Source organism: Alloalcanivorax marinus (genome assembly GCF_016906305.1).
Classification (GTDB): domain Bacteria; phylum Pseudomonadota; class Gammaproteobacteria; order Pseudomonadales; family Alcanivoracaceae; genus Alloalcanivorax; species Alloalcanivorax marinus.
Genome location: NZ_JADDOL010000008.1, coordinates 1 through 17,863 on the forward strand (window position 1 = coordinate 1; position 17,863 = coordinate 17,863).

The 17,863-nt window shown below is 67.6% G+C and carries 15 protein-coding genes; 7 read left to right on the top strand and 8 right to left on the bottom strand.

What is annotated here, in order from left to right; translation table 11 throughout:
* Window positions 1-435: 435 nt before the first annotated feature.
* Window positions 436-1,575: a chromate efflux transporter gene (gene chrA, locus IM760_RS08605; protein ID WP_204428363.1), complete on the bottom strand. Its 1,140-nt coding sequence runs from the start codon at window positions 1,573-1,575 to the stop codon at window positions 436-438.
* 95 nt (window positions 1,576-1,670) lie between these two features.
* Here chrA and recQ point away from each other — a divergent pair, with 95 nt between their 5' ends.
* The 3 genes from recQ (at window position 1,671) to IM760_RS08620 (ending at window position 4,470) form a co-directional block, all read left to right on the top strand.
* Complete coding sequence (gene recQ / locus IM760_RS08610) at window positions 1,671-3,827, top strand: DNA helicase RecQ (protein ID WP_204428365.1); 2,157 nt, start codon at window positions 1,671-1,673, stop codon at window positions 3,825-3,827.
* An 86-nt stretch (window positions 3,828-3,913) separates the two neighbouring features.
* A complete protein-coding gene (locus IM760_RS08615) occupies window positions 3,914-4,192 on the top strand; it encodes a CopG family ribbon-helix-helix protein (RefSeq protein ID WP_204428367.1) in 279 nt (92 codons plus the stop codon).
* Window positions 4,189-4,470, top strand: coding sequence for a type II toxin-antitoxin system RelE/ParE family toxin (locus IM760_RS08620; protein WP_204428369.1), 282 nt, complete (start codon window positions 4,189-4,191; stop codon window positions 4,468-4,470). Before IM760_RS08615 ends, IM760_RS08620 begins: the two co-directional genes overlap by 4 nt.
* A gap of 18 nt (window positions 4,471-4,488) precedes the next feature.
* On the opposite strand, the gene panB is transcribed toward IM760_RS08620, so the two are convergent.
* Complete coding sequence (gene panB, locus IM760_RS08625) at window positions 4,489-5,271, bottom strand: 3-methyl-2-oxobutanoate hydroxymethyltransferase (RefSeq protein ID WP_204428371.1); 783 nt, start codon at window positions 5,269-5,271, stop codon at window positions 4,489-4,491.
* Window positions 5,272-5,439: 168 nt separating this feature from the next.
* Between panB and IM760_RS08630 the strand changes: the two genes are divergently transcribed.
* Both IM760_RS08630 and IM760_RS08635 read left to right on the top strand, forming a co-directional pair.
* Window positions 5,440-7,395 carry a metallophosphoesterase family protein gene (locus tag IM760_RS08630; RefSeq protein ID WP_204428372.1) on the top strand — a complete coding sequence of 652 codons (1,956 nt, stop codon included), beginning with the start codon at window positions 5,440-5,442 and terminating at the stop codon, window positions 7,393-7,395.
* 161 nt (window positions 7,396-7,556) lie between these two features.
* A complete protein-coding gene (locus IM760_RS08635; protein ID WP_204428373.1) occupies window positions 7,557-9,002 on the top strand; it encodes a DEAD/DEAH box helicase in 1,446 nt (481 codons plus the stop codon).
* Window positions 9,003-9,066: 64 nt separating this feature from the next.
* Here the strand turns inward: IM760_RS08635 and IM760_RS08640 are convergent, their stop codons facing one another.
* A complete protein-coding gene (locus IM760_RS08640; protein ID WP_204428374.1) occupies window positions 9,067-10,356 on the bottom strand; it encodes an MFS transporter in 1,290 nt (429 codons plus the stop codon).
* Between the two features lie 156 nt (window positions 10,357-10,512).
* Between IM760_RS08640 and IM760_RS08645 the strand changes: the two genes are divergently transcribed.
* Complete coding sequence (locus IM760_RS08645; protein ID WP_204428375.1) at window positions 10,513-12,423, top strand: AMP-binding protein; 1,911 nt, start codon at window positions 10,513-10,515, stop codon at window positions 12,421-12,423.
* Window positions 12,424-12,434: 11 nt separating this feature from the next.
* Entirely contained in the window at window positions 12,435-12,830 is a 396-nt protein-coding gene (locus IM760_RS08650) for a rhodanese-like domain-containing protein (protein ID WP_204428377.1), read from the top strand.
* A 4-nt stretch (window positions 12,831-12,834) separates the two neighbouring features.
* Here IM760_RS08650 and IM760_RS08655 read toward each other — a convergent pair whose 3' ends face one another.
* The 5 genes from IM760_RS08655 to IM760_RS08675 form a co-directional block, all read right to left on the bottom strand.
* Window positions 12,835-13,968, bottom strand: a complete 1,134-nt coding sequence (locus IM760_RS08655; protein WP_204428379.1) for an App1 family protein — start codon at window positions 13,966-13,968, stop codon at window positions 12,835-12,837.
* Window positions 13,969-14,113: 145 nt separating this feature from the next.
* Window positions 14,114-15,166, bottom strand: coding sequence for a succinylglutamate desuccinylase/aspartoacylase family protein (locus IM760_RS08660; protein WP_204428380.1), 1,053 nt, complete (start codon window positions 15,164-15,166; stop codon window positions 14,114-14,116).
* A complete protein-coding gene (gene rimK, locus IM760_RS08665; protein WP_204428381.1) occupies window positions 15,163-16,071 on the bottom strand; it encodes a 30S ribosomal protein S6--L-glutamate ligase in 909 nt (302 codons plus the stop codon). Before rimK ends, IM760_RS08660 begins: the two co-directional genes overlap by 4 nt.
* Window positions 16,068-16,502 (bottom strand): ATP-dependent zinc protease family protein, encoded by a 435-nt coding sequence (locus IM760_RS08670; RefSeq protein ID WP_204428382.1) that lies wholly within the window; start codon window positions 16,500-16,502, stop codon window positions 16,068-16,070. The genes rimK and IM760_RS08670 overlap by 4 nt, the downstream gene beginning before the upstream one ends.
* Before the next feature lie 132 nt (window positions 16,503-16,634).
* Window positions 16,635-17,858, bottom strand: a complete 1,224-nt coding sequence (locus IM760_RS08675) for an argininosuccinate synthase (protein ID WP_204428383.1) — start codon at window positions 17,856-17,858, stop codon at window positions 16,635-16,637.
* Window positions 17,859-17,863: the final 5 nt, after the last annotated feature.

Below are 17,863 nucleotides of genomic sequence, written 5' to 3' on the forward strand. Positions count from 1 at the left end.
TGAACCCGTCCCTGGGGGCTCCCTTTCGAACGTCCTGTTCTCAAGGGTCCCGGAAAGGCGCCCCGCTGCCCCCTCGCTCGGCAGTGAGCCGCCGCCGCTTTAGATGGGTTGGGGAAAGGAACCCTCCAGAAAGGATTGGCGGTTGGCTGAACCTCTCACCCCACTACGAAGCCGCCACCTCTATACCCACCGCGGCTGGCTTTCGCTCGGGCGTTTCGGCGTGGTGGGCCCATCCCGGACCGTTGGAGGCAGGGATGCCGGAAACGAGCCCCCCACCCACAACCGCCGGGGGCTGGCGCCACCTGAGGGCCTTGGTGTTTGCCCCGGCCCGGACCGTTGAAGACATGGATGTCTGAAACGAGCCCCCAGGGACGGGTTCACGGCGTGTCCGGGCCGGGGCAAACACCAAGGCCCGCCCCTCTGGAGAGCGGAACCTCAAACCAACTCAACCACCAACCCGAACCCGGCCATGCCGACCACCAGGCAGACCAACGGCACCCGCCCCCACCGTAATAACAAAAACCCCACCCCCACCATCACCAGATCCACGCCCCCCTGCACCGCCGAACGGAACACCGGGTCGTACAGGGCCGCCAGCAGCAGCCCCACCACCGCCGCGTTGAGCCCCGCCACCGCGCCGGCCAGGGCCGGGCGGGCGGCCAGGCGCTGCCAGGCGTCCGCCAGGCCCAGCACCAGCAGAAAGCCGGGCAGGAAGATCGCCAGGGTGGCGGTGAGCGCCCCCAGCCAGGCCGGCCCCGGCGCCAGCAGGGCGCCCAGGTAGGCGGCCAGGGAAAACATCGGTCCCGGCACCGCCTGGGCGGCGGCGTAGCCTGTGATAAAGGCGTCCTCGGTGAGCCGCTCCCCCACCAGGCCCTGCAGCAACGGCAGCACCACATGACCACCGCCGAACACCAGGGCACCGGCGCTGTAGAAATCCCGCGCCAGCCCCGCCAGGCCCGCCCCGGGCAGCAGCCACAGCAGGCCGGCGATCAGCGCGAAGGCCAGCAGCGGTCCACGGCGCGGCGTGGCGGTGCCGTCGGTGGCGGGCGGCTCGCCGCCACGCCGCCAGGCCAGCCCGATCAGCGCCGCCGCCAGCAACGCCAGCAGTTGAGTGCCGATATCGGGCCAGGCCCACAGCAGCAGCGCGGTGGCCAGCGCCAGCGCCCGGGTCGGGCCGTCCCGGCAGAACTTGCCGCCGAGCGTCAGCACCGCGTCGGCCACCACCACCACCGCCAGCCATTTCAGGCCGCGCGCCAGCCCGTCCAGCACCGTGTCCGGCAGCCGGGCGGCGTACACCGCCAGGGCCAGCATCAGCAGGAAGGACGGCAGGGTGAAGGCGACAAAGGCGGCCACGGCGCCGGGCAGGCCGGCCCGGTGGCGGCCGATGGCGAAGCCCAGCTGGCTGGAGGCCGGCCCGGGCAGGAACTGGGTCAGCGCCATCAGACGGGCGAAGGTGGCCTCGTCCAGCCAGCCCAGGCCGGTGACGAAGCGGCGGTGGAAATAGCCCACATGGGCCGCCGGCCCGCCGAAGCTGATGCAGCCCAACCACAGAAACTCCCGAAAGACCGTCCACATACGCTGTTCCAAAATGCCCGTCGCGGTGTAGGAGATTAGCTCTTCTTCGTGTCCCGCGGATGTCAGGCCCACGGCGGGCGGGTATACTCGCCGCCATGCAACGCGATCCCCTCTCCGTTTTACAGCACGTCTTCGGCTACCACGAATTTCGCGGCGAGCAGGCCGCCATCATCGACACCGTCGCCGGCGGCGGCGACGCCCTGGTGCTGATGCCCACCGGCGGCGGCAAGTCGCTGTGTTATCAGATTCCGTCGCTGGTGCGCGACGGCGTGGGCGTGGTGGTGAGCCCGCTGATCGCGCTGATGCAGGATCAGGTGGACGCCCTCAACGCCCTGGGCGTGCGCGCCGCCTTCCTCAATTCCACGCTCACCGGCGAGCAGAGCTTCGCCCTGCAGGAGCAGGTGCGGCGCGGCGAGCTGGACCTGCTGTACGTGGCGCCGGAGCGGCTGATCCAGCCGCGCACCCTGGAGCTGTTGCACCAATCGCCGCTGGCTCTGTTCGCCATCGACGAGGCGCACTGCGTGAGCCAGTGGGGGCACGATTTCCGCAGCGACTATCTGCAGCTGTCGCTGTTGCACCGGGAATTTCCCAAGGTGCCGCGCATCGCCCTCACCGCCACCGCCGACCCGCGCACCCGCGCCGAGATCGCCGAGCGGCTGGACCTGGGCGAGGCCCGCCATTTCGTGTCCAGCTTCGACCGGCCCAATATCCAGTACCGGATCGAGCGCAAGGACGGCGCCCGCCGCCAGTTGCTGCGGCTGCTGCGCACCGAGCATCCCGGCGACGCCGGCATCGTCTACTGTCTGTCGCGCAACAAGGTGGACCAGACCGCCGACTGGCTCAACCAGCAGGGCATCAGCGCCCTGCCCTACCACGCCGGCCTGGACGGCCGCACCCGCGCCCACCACCAGCAGCGCTTCCTGCGCGAGGAAGGGCTGGTGATGGTGGCCACGGTGGCGTTCGGCATGGGCATCGACAAACCGGACGTGCGCTTCGTGGCGCACCTGGACATGCCCAAGAGCATCGAGGCCTATTACCAGGAAACCGGCCGTGCCGGCCGCGACGGTGAACCGGCCACCGCCTGGATGGCCTATGGTTTGGAAGACGCCATCCGCCACAAGCAGATGCAGGCCCAGTCGGAAGGCGGCGAGCAGTTCAAGCGCCATGAGAACCAGCGCCTGGAAGCCATGCTCGGGCTCTGCGAGGTGACCCACTGCCGGCGCCAGGCGCTGCTGCACTATTTCGGCGAGGAGCTGGAAAAGCCCTGCGGCAACTGCGACACCTGCCTGAACCCGCCCAAGACCTTCGACGCCACCAAGGCGGCGCAGATGGCCCTGAGCTGCGTGTTCCGCACCGGCCAGCGCTTCGGCGTCAACCATCTGGTGGACGTGCTTACCGGCAACCGCAGCGACAAGGTGGCCTCCGCCGGCCACGACCATGTGTCCACCTGGAACATCGGCGGCGAGTTCTCCGCCGGCCAGTGGCGCGCCATCTACCGGCAACTGGTGGCACGCGGGCTGCTGGCGGTGGACGCGGAGGGCTACGGCGCCCTCAAGCTCACCGAGACCTGTCGCCCCTATCTGCGCGGCGAGCAGGTGCTGCACCTGCGCAAGGACACCGCCAAGGCCACCGAGCGCACCCGCCGCGACAAGCCCCAGGTGGCCGACGCCGACCGCACCCTGTGGGAAGCGCTGCGCGCCTGCCGCAAGCGGCTGGCCGAGGAGGAAGGGGTGCCGCCCTATGTGATCTTCCATGACGCCACCCTGATGGACATGCTCGCCCTGCGTCCCCGGGACCGCCACGAGATGGCCGCCGTCAGCGGCGTCGGCGACCGCAAGCTGGACGCCTACGGCGACGCCTTTCTGGCGGTGCTGAACGAAGGCTCCAAGGGACCGGAGGGCGGCGCCGCCGAGGTGCGCGACCCGCGCCGCGCCCCGGACGGCGATCAGGACGAACTGGAGGCCCTGGCCCGGGCCGGCATGGCCCCGGACGCCATTGCCCGCCGCCAGGGCCTGGGCGAAGCGGAAGTCTACCGGGCCCTGGCGGATCTGGTGGCGGACGGCCGCCTGGATCTGGAGCAGGCCCTGGGCCTGCCCCCGGCGGAGCTGGGCATCATCCAGGACGCCCTGCTGGCCCAGCCCAATCTGGGCGACGACACTTTCAGCTACCGCCAGGTGCGCGAGTTTCTCAGCGACGACTACCCCACCGGGGTGCTGCACTGCGTGCGTAGGGCGATCCTCGCCAGCCTGTGAAGGGAACCCGGGGCGGGCTTTTCCTTTCCCGGGTCGGACCGGCTATCATGTAATACATCGTAGTCAACGAAGCCGAGGGCTTACCCATGAGTGTCACCACGGTTCGCTTGCAGAGCGAGATAGAGCAGCGCCTGGAAGCCATCGCCCAGCGGCTGCAGCGCAGCAAGGGCTGGGTCATCAACCAGGCGTTGGCCGAGTACATTGAAAAGGAACAACGTGAGCAGGAGCGCTGGCGGCAGACCCTGGAAGCCATGGAATCGGCGGCCCGGGGCAACGTTGCCGAGGCCGACGAGGTGCATGGCTGGTTGCAAAGCTGGGGCACGGATCAGGAGCGGGAGGCACCCGACGCGGGGAACAAGGAATGAAGCTGGTTTACACGGATGTAGCCATTGCAGACTTAAAGCGACTCAGGACCTTCATCGAGACCCACGACCCTTCGGCGGCGGCCCGGGTCGCCGCCGAGCTGGTGGAAAAAATCCGCCGGCTGACGGACTTTCCCCACCTCGGCGCCCCGGTTCCGCTGGCGCCGGATCCGGAATCGATTCGCGACATGGTGTTCGGCCACTATGTGGTGCGCTATTCCGTCCATCCCAGCGTGGTGATCGTTCTGCGCATCTGGCATGGACGGGAAGGCGAGCGGTAGCGACCACCAACCCCCTGATCAGCTGCCGGTGCCGGTCAGCTTGATGATGTTGTTGGGAAACTCCCGCGACGCCACCTCACCGGAAAACGCCCGCGCCACATCGAGAATCGTGTCGCTGGCCCGCGCGTATTGTTTCGAGAACGGCGGCCAGTAATCGCCCAGCCCCAGGGCGTCGTTGATCACCAGCACCTGACCGTCGCAATCCGGGCCGGCGCCGATGCCGATGGTGGAGATGCCCCGCTCGGCGGTGATGGCGCGGGCCAGGTCGTAGGGAATGTGTTCCATCACCATCATGAAGGCACCGGCCTCCTCGATGCCTTTCGCCTCCTGGCGAATCCGCTCGGCCTCCGCGTCACTGCGGCCGACCTTGGCGAACCCCTTGGCGGTCTGCGGCAGCAGACCGGTGTGACCGCACACCGGAATGTCGTGGGCCACCAGATGGCGAATCACCTCGTACTTGTCCCCTTCCAGTTTGACGCTGTCGGCGCCGGCGGCGATCAGACGCCGGGCGCTGGCCAGGGCGGTGTCCGCGTCGCGGTCGGTGCGGTACGGCAGATCACCGACGATGTGCGTGTCCGGGGCACCCCGGCGCACCGCGCCGATGTGGTACTCCATATGTTCCAGGGTGACGTGGCGGGTGCTGTCGAAGCCCATCTCCACCATGCCCACGGTGTCGCCCACCAGAATCACCGGAATGCCGGCACGCTCCAGGGCGCGCGCCACCGGGCAGGTGTAGGCGGTGAGCATGGCAATCGGCTGGAGGCCCTTGCGGGCGACAAAATCGCTGGCTTGCAACTTCATGATCAGTCCTCGCTGAAGGTGTCAAGGAGCCCTTTCATAGCACGAGCGGCCTTCAAATAAAATTCATTTGGCGGTGATCGAAGTGTCGCTTTCCCCGGGCAAGCTGTGAGCGCTTTCAGGAGCGCTCGCGCTCCTGCTTTCTTTTACGGGTTTTACTGGGGAACAATAATGAAGCTTTCTCTTCACGGGGCGGCCGCCATCGTCATGGCGCTGGCCCTGGCCGCCTGTGGCGGCGATTCGTCCGATAACGACGCCGTGGACAATGGCGGCGGCAACGGCGGCACGCCGCCGGCGGAACGCACCGCGGTGCGCATCGGCCTGCTGCCCGATACCCAGGGCGGCGGCGACAACGTCTCCATCCATCCGATGAAGGCGGTGCTCGACAAGGAAGCCGAGCTCGGCGCCAACATCGTGATTCCGGTGGGCGACCTCACCGACCACGGCACCACCCGCGAATTCCAGCAATGGACCTCGGTGGCGCAGAGCTACCGGGACGCCGGCATCGAGTTCCTGCCTTTGATGGGCAACCACGAGGACAGCTACGCCTATTCCGTGGAATGGATCGAGAACATGAAGCACTACATCCCCGAGGACGCGGTGCACATGGCCGGCGCGCAGTACCTGAACTACTACGTGATGCGCGGCAACGTGATGATCTTCCTGCTCAAGTACTACAACCTGCCGATCGCCTTCGATTGGATCAAGCAGGAAGTGGCCGCCCACGAGGGCGAGTTCGATCACCTGGTGATCGCCAGCCACGACGGCCTGATCGGCGCCAAATACGGCGAGACCCGCGAGATGATCGTGGAGGGCGTGGCCGGCGACGATCACCTGATGAACAAGTGGGACGACATCCGCGCCTTCTTCTCCAAATACGACGTGATCTGGGTACAGGGCCACGAGCACATGTACCAGCGTTCGGTGATCACCGCGCCGATCTGGGTGGACCCGACCTCCTGGACCGTGGAGGACGGCAACTACCGTCTGCCCCAGTACATGCAGATCATGTCCGGCAATGCCTCCTACAAAGGCTATGAGTTCCGCTATGGCGAACGGGAGCTGGTGCAGCGTATCGTCGCCCAGAAGATGAACACCCTGGACAATGGCTCCACCGCCTACGACGTGAACGCCTCGGTACTCAGCTTCGACGGCGACCGGGTGGATTATCAGTCCTGGTACACCGAACACACCATCGGCGCCAACGAAGACGGCGAGAAGGAGCTGGCCGACCCGCAATGGAAGCTGATGGATCGCTTCTCCCGTACCCGCAACCGCTGCGAACGTCTGGTATACCCGACCTCGATTCCGGAAGGCACCCGTCCGGTGATGTATCTGGACAGCCAGTACATCAGCAACGATTGCCTGGCCCCGGACGGCAGCGTGGCGCGCATGGTGGGCGGCATCAACGACACCTTCAACCGGGTCGAGAGCCGCACCCGGGATATGGAAGTGACGCCGGGCTTCAGCCGCGCCGGCTCGGTCATCGAGCTGGCCCGCCTGGCCTATCAGTTCCTGTTCCAGATGAACGAGAGCTGGACGCCCAACCTGAACGCGGAAAACCGGGTGGTGCCCAACGCCGACGACGCCAACGTGCTCGACATTCCGGAAACCACCATCGACCTGAAGGAACTGGTCACCATGAGCTGGCAGGCGGCCGGCGGCGACACCGCCTCCGACGTGCTGATCGTCAGCGGCACCCAGAACCAGACCGGCACCTACTCCAGTGCCTACGGCGCCGCCAAGGACCTGGAAGCGGACACCGGCCTGCCGGGCAGCCAGCCGGACGGCTCCACCAAGCAGCCGCACACTCTGCCCGCCACCGCCAGCAAGAGCTGGGACCTGGCCACCGCCGTGTCCGATGCCTACGCCCTCACCTTTGACGCGCCCCAGGGCCGGGATCCCGGGACCCTGACGCTGGGCTGGCTCACCGATGAAGGCTGGCAGCCCATCGCCAGCGCCGACTGCGTCGTCGAGCAACCCTACGACGCCGGCGTGCTGACCAGCACCCCGACCCGTCCGGCCGGCTGTGACGGCCAGCCCCTGGTGGGCTTCGACGCCGACCATGGCCACCGCTGGTGGGTGGTGCTTCAGCAGGACGCGGAACTGGCCCTGCTCCGCCGGTAAACCGCCTATCGCGACTGAAGTCGCTCCTACACCCCCCGTAGGAGCGGCTTTAGCCGCGATCTCCCCCTTTCCCCACCGCAAAAACCCCTCGTACTCCGCTTCGCAATCCGTTAGTCTGCACCGCCTTTCCTCCCCCTCGAGTTTTCGGAATACCCCTCTTTATGGATTTTGCTTCCCTCGGTTTATCCGAACCCCTGCTGCGTGCGGTCGCCGAGCAGGGCTACAGCCAGCCGTCGCCGATTCAGGCGCAGGCGATCCCCGCCGTGCTGGCCGGCCGCGATGTGATGGCCGCCGCCCAGACCGGCACCGGCAAGACCGCCGGCTTCACCCTGCCCATGCTGCAGCGGCTGGAGGGCGGCCGCCGGGCGCCCCGCCAGGCCCGGGCCCTGGTGCTGACCCCGACCCGGGAGCTGGCCGCCCAGGTGGGCGAAAGCGTCAGCGACTACGGCCGCTACCTGAACGTGCGCTCGGCGGTGGTGTTTGGCGGCGTCGGCATCAACCCGCAGATCGACCGCCTCAAGGGCGGCCTGGACGTGCTGGTGGCCACCCCCGGCCGGCTGCTGGACCTGCATCAGCAGGGCGCGGTGCGCTTCGATAACCTGGAAATCCTGGTGCTGGACGAAGCCGACCGGATGCTCGACATGGGCTTTATCCATGACATCCGCAAAGTGCTCAAGCTGCTGCCGGCCAAGCGCCAGACGCTGATGTTCTCGGCCACCTTCTCCAACGACATCCGCACCCTGGCCAAGAGCCTGGTGCACGACCCGGCGGAAGTGGACGTGAGCCCGCGCAACAGCACCGCCGAGCGGGTACGCCAGTGGGTGGTGCCGGTGGACCAGAACCAGAAGGCGGCGGCGCTCAGCCACCTGATCACCGACGAAAACTGGTTCCAGGTGCTGGTGTTCACTCGCACCAAGCACGGCGCCAACCGGCTCGCCAAACAGCTGGTGGGCAACGGCATCGAAGCGGCGGCGATCCACGGCAACAAGAGCCAGAACGCCCGCACCCGGGCGCTGGCGGACTTCAAGGACGGCAGCGTGCGGGCCCTGGTGGCCACCGACATCGCCGCCCGTGGCCTGGACATCGAACAGTTGCCCCAGGTGGTCAACTTCGACCTGCCCAACGTGCCGGAAGACTATGTGCACCGGATCGGCCGCACCGGCCGGGCCGGCGCCAGCGGCCAGGCCGTGTCCCTGGTGAGCGCCGACGAAAGCAAGCTGCTGTTCGATATCGAGAAGCTGATCCGCACGCCCATCGAGCGGCGCGCCCTGGACGGCTTCGAGCCCGGCGAACCGCTGCCCACCAAGGGCCCGGGCCGGGCCCCGGCCATGGGCGGCCGGGGTGGTAACGGTGGCCGTGGCGGCAACGGCGGCGGCGGTCGTGGTGGCAATGGTGGCGGTAATGGTGGCGGTCGTGGCGGTAATGGCGGCGGTCGCGGTGGCAACGCCGGTGGCGGCCGTGGCCGGGGTCAGGGCGGCGCCAGCGCCGCCGGCAAGGCCGACGGCAACCGTGGCGGCAACGCCGAGGGCGCCCGCCCCGGCAACGGCGACGGCCAACGCCGCCGCCGGCGTCGTCGGCCCTCCGGTAACCGCGACACCTCCCGGTAGGCCCGGCGATCGCGGTCGAACGACCGCTCCTACCACATCCCCGTAGGAGCGGCTTCAGCCGCGATCAGCGTCGGTAATCCTGGTCGCGGGTTTCCCGGGTGGCCAGCAGCGCCACCAGCGTCAGCAGGGCCGCCCCGGCCAGGTAATACCCCACCGCCTGCAGCCCGAACCGGGTGGCCAGGGCGGTGGCGATGTAGGGCGCCAGGGAGGCACCGAAAATCCCCGCCAGATTGAACGCCAGGGACACCCCGGTGTAGCGCACCCGGGTCGGAAAATACTCCGACAGCACCGTGCCCAGCGGCCCATAGGTCATGCCCATCAGGCCCAGCCCCAGGGCCAGGAACAGCAGCACCCCCGGCAGCGAGCCGCCGCCGAACAAGGGCTCGAACAGCAGCCCGAACACGGCGATGGCCACGGTCACCCAGATCAGGGTGCGGCGGCGGCCATGGCGGTCGGCGAACAGGGCGGCGAACGGAATGGTGGCGGCGAAGCACAGGATCGCCAGCAGCTGGATGACCAGGAAGGTCTCCCGGGAGTAGCCCAGGGCGGTGGTGCCCCAGGTCAGCGCGAACACCGTGGTCAGATAGAACAGTACGAAGGTGGCGATGGCCACCACCGTGCCCAGAATCAACGCCTTGGTGTGGTGGGTGATGACCCGTGCCATCGGCACCTTGACCTGCTCCTGGGTATCCAGGGCATGGCGGAACACCGGCGTCTCCTCGATCTTCAACCGCACGTACAGCCCCACCAGCACCAGCAGCGCGCTGAGCAGGAACGGGATGCGCCAGCCCCAGGCGAAGAACTGCGCGTCGCTGAGCACCTCGGTCAGAATCAGGAAGCAGCCGCCGGACAGCAGGAACCCCAGCGGCGCGCCCAGCTGCGGAAACATGCCGAACCAGGCCCGTTTGCCCGGCGGCGCGTTTTCGGTGGCGAGCAGCACCGCCCCACCCCATTCACCGCCCAGACCCAGCCCCTGACCGAACCGGCAAAGCGCCAGCAACAGCGGCGCCAGCACGCCGATCTGCGCGTAGGTGGGCAGCACCCCGATGGCCACCGTGGACACGCCCATGGTCAGCAGCGCCGCCACCAGCGTGACCTTGCGCCCCAGCCGGTCGCCGAAATGCCCGAACAGCGCCGAGCCCAGCGGCCGCGCGAAGAACGCGATGGCGAAGGTGGCCAGGGACTGCAGCATCCCCGCCGCCGGGTCGGCGCCGGGGAAGAACAGCGGCGGAAACACCAGCACCGCGGCGGTGGCGTAAATATAGAAATCGAAGAACTCGATGGTGGTGCCCGCCAGGCTGGCGAACAGAATACGGCCGGTGGAATTGGCCGGCGCGGCGGTCGGTCGGGGCATGGGTGAAGCTCTCGAAATGTGAAGCGGGCGGCAAGGATACCCTCTCGCCGCCGGGCCGACTATGGTCTACTGGTATGACCCTTTGAAGGGTGCTTGCATGGAGCGACGCGGTACAGAAACCGGACCGCATAAGAACAAAACAGCAAGGAGCGGGACATGAGCGATCGCAGTGCCTTTGACCGGGCGCGCCGGGACCCGGCGGCGTTCTGGGCGGAGCAGGCCCGTGAACTGGCCTGGCACCGGGCCCCGGAACGGACCCTGGAGACCCTTGAGGACGGCACCCACCGCTGGTTCGGCGACGGCGAGCTGAACACCAGCTACCTGGCCCTGGACCACCAGATCGAGCAGGGGCGCGGCGACCAGACCGCGCTGATTTACGATTCCCCGGTCACCGGCACCGTTCAGCGTTTCACCTTCCGCGAACTGCGCGGGCGGGTGGCGGAACTGGCCGGGGCCCTGCGCCGGCTCGGCGTGGGCCGCGGCGACGGCGTGGTGATCTACCTGCCGATGGTGCCGGAGGCGGCCATCGCCATGCTGGCCTGCGCGCGACTTGGCGCGGTACACTCGGTGGTGTTCGGCGGCTTCGCCGCCCACGAGCTGGCGATCCGCATCGACGACGCCCGGCCCAAGGTGATTCTCACCGCGTCCTGCGGCATCGAAATCGACCGGGTGATCGACTACACCGCCCTGGTGCGCGGCGCGCTGGACAAGGCCACCCATCGGGTCGAACAGGTGCTGGTGTTGCAGCGCGAGCAGGGGCCGGCGGACCTGGCGGCGCTGGGGTTCGAGGACTGGCGCTCGGTGGTGGACGGCAGTGAACCGGCGGCGCCGGTGCCGGTGGCCGCCGGCGACCCGCTCTACATCATGTACACCTCCGGCACCACCGGCAAACCCAAGGGCATCGTGCGCGACAACGGCGGCCACGCGGTGGCCCAGCTCTACGCCCTGCGCGAAATCTACGGCATGAAGCCCGGCGAAGTGTGGTGGGGCTGCTCCGACGTGGGCTGGGTGGTGGGCCACTCGTTCATCGTTTACGCGCCGCTGATCGGCGGCTGCACCACCGTGCTCTACGAGGGCAAGCCGGTGAAAACGCCGGACGCCGGCGCCTACTGGCGGGTGGTGGCGGAGCACGGCGTCAACGGCCTGTTCGCCGCGCCCACCGCGTTCCGGGCGATCCGCAAGGAAGACCCGGACGGCGCGCTGTTCCGCCGCCACGACGTGTCCAGCCTCAAGCATTTGTTCGTGGCCGGCGAGAAGCTCGACACCCCCACCTATCAGTGGCTCAGCGACCTCACCGGACGCCCGGTCTATGACCACTGGTGGCAGACCGAAACCGGCTGGCCGGTGACCGCGCCGCTGACCCGCCACGGCGAGGCGGAGGTGCGCGCCGGTTCCACCAACCGGGCGGTGCCCGGCTATGAAGTGGTGGTGCTGGATCCGGAGACCGGCGAGGCGCTGCCGGCGGACACCGAGGGCGCCATCGCCCTGCGCCTGCCGTTGCCGCCGGGCTGCGCCCAGACCCTGTGGAACGACCACGACCGTTACCTGGCCGCCTACCTGAACACCTACCCGGGCTATTACCACACCGGCGACGGCGGCTATCTGGACGCGGACGGCTTCGTGCACATCATGGGTCGCACCGACGACGTCATCAATGTGTCCGGCCACCGCCTGTCCACCGGCGTCATGGAGGAACACATCGCCACCCATCCGGCGGTGGCGGAATCCGCGGTGGTGGGCATGCACGACGAGGTGTGCGGGGAAGTGCCGGTGGGCCTGGTGGTGCTCAAGGACGGCGTCGATACCACCCCGGAACAGCTGGAGCCGGCGCTGGTGGCGCTGATTCGTGAGCAGGTGGGCGCGGTGGCGCGCTTCCGCCGCGCCCTGGTGGTCAAGCGCCTGCCCAAGACCCGCTCCGGCAAGACCCTGCGCGCGGCCCTGCGCAAGATGGTCAACGGTGAGGATTTCCCGCTGCCCTCCACCATCGACGACCCCGCGATTCTCGACGAGATCGCCACCACGTTGAGGGAGGAAGGTCTGGTGCGCCAACCGGGCCGACCGAACTGAAGGAGACCCCGATGACCCTCAGAAAAACCGTCGCCGATCTGGTCGCCGACGCCGAGGCCCGCATCCAACGGCTCAGTCCCCAACAGGCCCGGGCCCTGGCCGACGACCCATCGGTGCGCTTCGTGGACATCCGCGATGTACGCGAACTCAAACGCGAAGGCACCCTGCCCGGTGCCCTGCACGCGCCCCGCGGCATGCTGGAATTCTGGGTGGACCCGGACTCGCCCTACCACAAACCGGATTTCGCCAGCGGCCAGCGCTTCGTGCTGTTCTGCGCCCTGGGCCACCGCTCCGCCCTGGCCACCGCCCAACTGCAGGACATGGGCTTCGGGCCGGTGTGCGATATCGAAGGGGGGTTCAAGGCGTGGCGGGAGGCCGGCGGGGAGGTGGAAGACAAGAGCCGTTAAAGGTTCAACTTCCCTGCCGCCGCCGGCAATCTTCCCGCACTTCCTCCAGCCCGTCCCGGGCGATGTAGCCGTGCTGGAAGGCGTGCTGGGCCATTTCCAGGCTGTCGTTGGCCAGCACCATGTCGCAGCCGCGGGCGGCGGTGCGTTCGGCCAGGGCCTGGATGGCCCGGTCGCGGTCGGTGCCCCGGTGTACGTGGCGAATGTAGATGGCGCGGATGCGGTCCGGGAATTCGTCCACCAGTTCGGCGTACACCTCCGGATCGCGCTGGCCGCTGTCGCCGATCAGCACGAACGGCACCCGGTCGTAGATCGCCAGCATGCGGCGGATCAGCCGGGCCTTATGGTCCTTGGCGCGGATCGGCAGCGGCCGCTGCAGGGTCACGCCCCATTCGCGCAGAAACAGGATCGGCCCGTGGGGAATGCGGTTGAGGTGGAAGAATTCCTCGAGCACGTCGTAGATGCTCCAGGGCCCCCGGGACACATACAGCATGGGCCGGCGGCGCTCGCCGGTGTCGCCGTGGAACAGCGCCCGGTAGAAGGCGGAGACACCGGGAAAGGCGGTGCGGTGGCGGGCCTTGAGCACGAACAGCTGATACATCATGGTCAGCTTGCTGGCCACGCCGGTGTAGATCACGGTGTCGTCGATGTCGCTGATCACCGCGCAGTCCAGCTCCCGGGGCGGAATATAGAGGTCGGCGCTGGCTTCCACCGGTTCCCGTTCGCCCTCCCGGTGCCCCGGGTGCAGCCGCAGGCGAGCCTGCTGCCAGAACGCCTGGTCGGGCCAGTCCTGGTTGGCTTCCACGTCCAGGGTGACATGGAAATACCCGTCCCGGTCGGTGATCACGTCCACGCTCACCGCGCCGACGGTGACGGTCAGGTGGGCATCGTGCACCCCCCAGCGCACCGTGCGCCGGATGATGTTGAGCACGTCGTCCAGCGGTCCCTCGCGCAGATTGAGACCCAGCCCGGGCTGGCGGAACACCCGCCCGATCAGAAACACCGAGCGCCGCGAGCCGTAGCCCCGGTAGGTCTGGATCACGCGGCCGGCACGGCGCCCTCCACGCCGCGCCGGCCGCGCCAGGAACCGCAGCATCTTGCGCAGGCCGCGATAAAGGCGGCGTGGGGTGGGCAGATTCATCGACACTCCAGAAACAAGTTCAAAGTTAAAAGTTCAAAGTTGAAACGCGGTGACCGACATCGCCGGCGGCATCGACGTGCCCGCGCTGAAGCACGGTGCCGTTACGGAGCCGCCCTTTTAACTTTTCACTTTCAACTTTTAACTGCTAAACAATCGGCGGTTCGCCGGCCAGACCCGGGCCCCGTTCAATGTCCGACGTGAACACCTCCAGGTTCTGGGCCACCTCGCGCACTTCCTCGAAGCGGGCGATGTGGTACAGCGCCTCGCCCTCGTTGACCAGAGGCAGGTTGTTGCGGCCCACCAGAATGCCCGCGCAGGGGGACTCGATGGCCACGTCGTCGCCGCCGAAGGGGCTGGAGATACGGCCGATCAGCTGCCCTTTCTTGAGCCAGGCGCCCAGCGCCACCAGCGGCAGGAAGACCCCGTCCCGTTCCGCCCGCACCCAGCTGGACGAGCGCGCGATGTGCGGTTCCAGCGGCGCGCGGGTCTTGCGCGGACCGGTCATGCCCAGGTGGTGGATGATATTGAGCACGCCCTTGACCCCGGCGCGGATGCAGCTTTCCTCGAAGCGCAGCGCCTCGCCGGCTTCGTAGGTGATCACCGGAATGCCCTGGGCTTCGGCCACTTCCCGCAGGGTGCCTTCGCCGAGCACCGAGTTGATCACCACCGGCACGCCAAAGGCGGCGGCCATGGCGGCGGTGTCGCCGTTGGACAGGTCGGCGCGGATCTGCGGCAGGTTGGCGCGGTGAATGGCGCCGGTGTGCAGATCCACCGCGTGGGTGGCCCGGTCCAGCACCTGGGTCTTGAACTGCCAGGCCATGCGCGCGCCCAGGCTGCCGGTCTCGGAGCCCGGAAAGCTGCGGTTCAGATCGCGCCGGTCCGGCAGGTAGCGGGTTTTGTGGATGAACCCGAACACGTTCACCACCGGCACCGCCAGCAGGGTGCCGTTGAGCCGGCGCAAGGCCGAGTGACGCAGCAGCCGGCGGATGATCTCCACGCCGTTGAGCTCGTCGCCGTGAATGGCGGCGCTGACCAGCAGCACCGGCCCGGGGCGGCGACCGTGAATCACGTGGATGGGGACGTTCAGGGGCGTCTGGGTATAGAGCTGCGCCAGCGGCAGCTCCACCTTGGCGCGGGTGCCCGGCTGCACGGTGACGCCGTTGATCTCGAACGGCGCGACTTTTTCGTTGCGGCTCAACCCTTGGCTCCCTTGGTCTGGGTGCGGTTGGGCCGGGCGTTGGTCTCGATGAACTTGATCATCATACCGGCCACGTCCTTATTGGTGGCGTTCTCGATCCCTTCCAGTCCCGGCGAGGAATTCACTTCCATCACCAGGGGCCCATGATTGGAGCGCAGGATGTCCACGCCGGCCACGTTGAGCCCCATGATGCGCGCCGCGCGCACGGCGGTGGCCCGTTCTTCCGGGGTGATGCGGATCAGACTGGCGCTGCCGCCCCGATGCAGGTTGGAGCGGAACTCGCCCGGCAGGGCCTGGCGCTTCATGGCGGCGATCACCTTGCCGCCCACCACGAAGCAGCGGATGTCGGCGCCGCCGGCTTCCTTGATGTATTCCTGCACCATCACCGACACGTTCAGGCCCATGAACGCCTCGATCACGGATTCCGCCGCCTTGCGGGTTTCCGCCAGCACCACGCCGATGCCCTGGGTGCCTTCCAGCATCTTGATCACCAGCGGCGCGCCGCCGACCATGCTGATCAGATCGGGAATGTCATCCGGGGAGTGGGCGAAGCCGGTCACCGGCAGGCCCACGCCCTTGCGCGACAGCAGCTGCAGGGAGCGCAGCTTGTCCCGGGAGCGTGAAATCGCCACCGATTCATTGACCGGAAATACGCCCATCATTTCGAACTGGCGCAGCACCGCGGTGCCGTACTGGGTGATCGAGGCGCCGATCCGCGGGATCACCGCGTCGAAGCCCTCCAGCACCTCGCCCTTGAAGTGAATCTCGGGCTTGTGGGACACCATGCTCATGTAGCAGCGCAGGGTGTCGATGACGTGCATCTCATGCCCCAGATCCTGCCCGGCCTGCACCATGCGGCGGGTGGAATAGAGATGCTTGTTCCGGGACAGAATCGCAATCTTCATGGTTGACGCTCGTTACCGCCGAGTAGGAAAGACGCCTGGGGATGCACCACCAACTGATCCATGGCGGTGCGCCCAAGCAACATGCGGAATTTCATGGTTTCGCGGTCGGTGAGAGTGATCTCCACCGGCCAGCGGCGCCCGCCCAGGGCGAGCAAGGTGCGAATCACCGGCCGCTCCTCGCGGTGGCCGCCGGAGTCGGACACCACCCGCCGGTCCAGCAGCGGCGCCTCGCACTCACGCACCTGATCGGAATCCTGAAACGGGTGGATGCGAAAGCGAATCCATTCGCGACCGTCCCGTTCAAAACTGTTCACTTCGAACGCGTGCAGCGCGGAGGTCCGCGCGCCCGTATCCACTTTCAGCTTGATGGCCTTGATACCCAGGTCCGGGAGGCTGGCCCATTCGCGCCAGCCCACGGTGGTTTTATTCATCCGGGGGTTCCTGTTCCCTGCTTTGGCTTACCGGCAGCCTACACAGGGAGCCAGGCCGGCGCTAGCCGCAACACGCGGCGGGCCGACGGAAGCGGTGGATCGCGGTGGGACCACCGCGACCCGGCCATCGCGTCAGGACAGCTTGCGGCCGTTCTTGGCGGCGATGCGCAGACGCAGGGCGTTGAGCTTGATAAAGCCTTCCGCGTCCTTCTGATCGTAGGCGCCGGCATCGTCCTCGAAGGTGGCGATGGAGGCGTCGAACAGGCTGTCGTTGTCGGAGCGGCGGCCCACCACGGTGGCGTTGCCCTTGTACAGCTTCATGCGCACGTCGCCGTTGACGTTGTCCTGGGTGGCGTCGATCAGCTTCTGCAGCGCCAGGCGCTCCGGGCTCCACCAGTAGCCGTTGTAGATCAGCTCGGCGTACTTGGGCATCACCGAGTCCTTGAGATGGGCGGATTCCCGGTCCAGGGTCAGGGACTCGATGGCACGGTGGGCGGGCAGCATGATGGTGCCGCCGGGGGTTTCGTAGCAGCCCCGGGACTTCATGCCCACGTAGCGGTTCTCGACGATATCGAGACGGCCGATGCCGTTGTCGCCGGCCAGCTTGTTGAGCTTGCTGAGCACTTCGGCGGGGCTCAGGCGCTCGCCGTCGATGGCGACGATGTCGCCCTTCTCGTAGGTCAGGGTGATGTAGGTGGGCTGGTCCGGCGCGCTCTCCGGGCTCACGCTCCAGCGCCACATGTCCTCTTCCGCTTCCCACCAGGGATCTTCCAGGTTGCCGCCTTCATAGGAGATGTGCAGCAGGTTGGCGTCCATGGAGTACGGGGACTTTTTCTTCTTGCCGGCGAAATCCACGGGGATCTGATGGTCCTCGCAGAACTGCATCAGCTTCTCCCGGGAGTTCAGGTCCCATTCCCGCCAGGGGGCGATCACCTGGATGCCGGGAGCCAGGGCGTAGGCGCCCAGCTCGAAGCGCACCTGGTCGTTGCCCTTGCCGGTGGCGCCGTGGGAGATGGCGTCGGCGCCGGTCTCGGCGGCGATCTCCACCAGCCGTTTGGCGATCAGCGGACGGGCGATGGAGGTGCCCAGCAGGTACTCGCCTTCATACAGGGTATTGGCGCGGAACATGGGGTACACGTAGTCGCGCACGAATTCCTCGCGCAGGTCCTCGATGTAGATTTCCTTGACGCCCATGGCCTGAGCCTTGGCGCGGGCGGGCTCCACTTCCTCGCCCTGGCCGATGTCGGCGGTGAAGGTCACCACTTCGCAGTTGTAGGTTTCCTGCAACCACTTGACGATCACCGAGGTATCCAGGCCCCCGGAATAGGCCAGCACCACCTTGTTGATATCCGACATGCCAC

Coding starts and splice junctions, on each gene's coding strand:
- IM760_RS08645 (WP_204428375.1), top strand. CDS start 10,513: ATGAGCGATCGCAGTGCCTTTGACCGGGCGCGCCGGGACCCGGCGGCG.
- IM760_RS08655 (WP_204428379.1), bottom strand. CDS start 13,968: ATGAATCTGCCCACCCCACGCCGCCTTTATCGCGGCCTGCGCAAGATG.
- rimK (WP_204428381.1), bottom strand. CDS start 16,071: ATGAAGATTGCGATTCTGTCCCGGAACAAGCATCTCTATTCCACCCGC.
- panB (WP_204428371.1), bottom strand. CDS start 5,271: ATGAAGTTGCAAGCCAGCGATTTTGTCGCCCGCAAGGGCCTCCAGCCG.
- IM760_RS08640 (WP_204428374.1), bottom strand. CDS start 10,356: ATGCCCCGACCGACCGCCGCGCCGGCCAATTCCACCGGCCGTATTCTG.
- recQ (WP_204428365.1), top strand. CDS start 1,671: ATGCAACGCGATCCCCTCTCCGTTTTACAGCACGTCTTCGGCTACCAC.
- IM760_RS08630 (WP_204428372.1), top strand. CDS start 5,440: ATGAAGCTTTCTCTTCACGGGGCGGCCGCCATCGTCATGGCGCTGGCC.
- chrA (WP_204428363.1), bottom strand. CDS start 1,575: ATGTGGACGGTCTTTCGGGAGTTTCTGTGGTTGGGCTGCATCAGCTTC.
- IM760_RS08635 (WP_204428373.1), top strand. CDS start 7,557: ATGGATTTTGCTTCCCTCGGTTTATCCGAACCCCTGCTGCGTGCGGTC.
- IM760_RS08615 (WP_204428367.1), top strand. CDS start 3,914: ATGAGTGTCACCACGGTTCGCTTGCAGAGCGAGATAGAGCAGCGCCTG.
- IM760_RS08620 (WP_204428369.1), top strand. CDS start 4,189: ATGAAGCTGGTTTACACGGATGTAGCCATTGCAGACTTAAAGCGACTC.
- IM760_RS08675 (WP_204428383.1), bottom strand. CDS start 17,858: ATGTCGGATATCAACAAGGTGGTGCTGGCCTATTCCGGGGGCCTGGAT.
- IM760_RS08650 (WP_204428377.1), top strand. CDS start 12,435: ATGACCCTCAGAAAAACCGTCGCCGATCTGGTCGCCGACGCCGAGGCC.
- IM760_RS08670 (WP_204428382.1), bottom strand. CDS start 16,502: ATGAATAAAACCACCGTGGGCTGGCGCGAATGGGCCAGCCTCCCGGAC.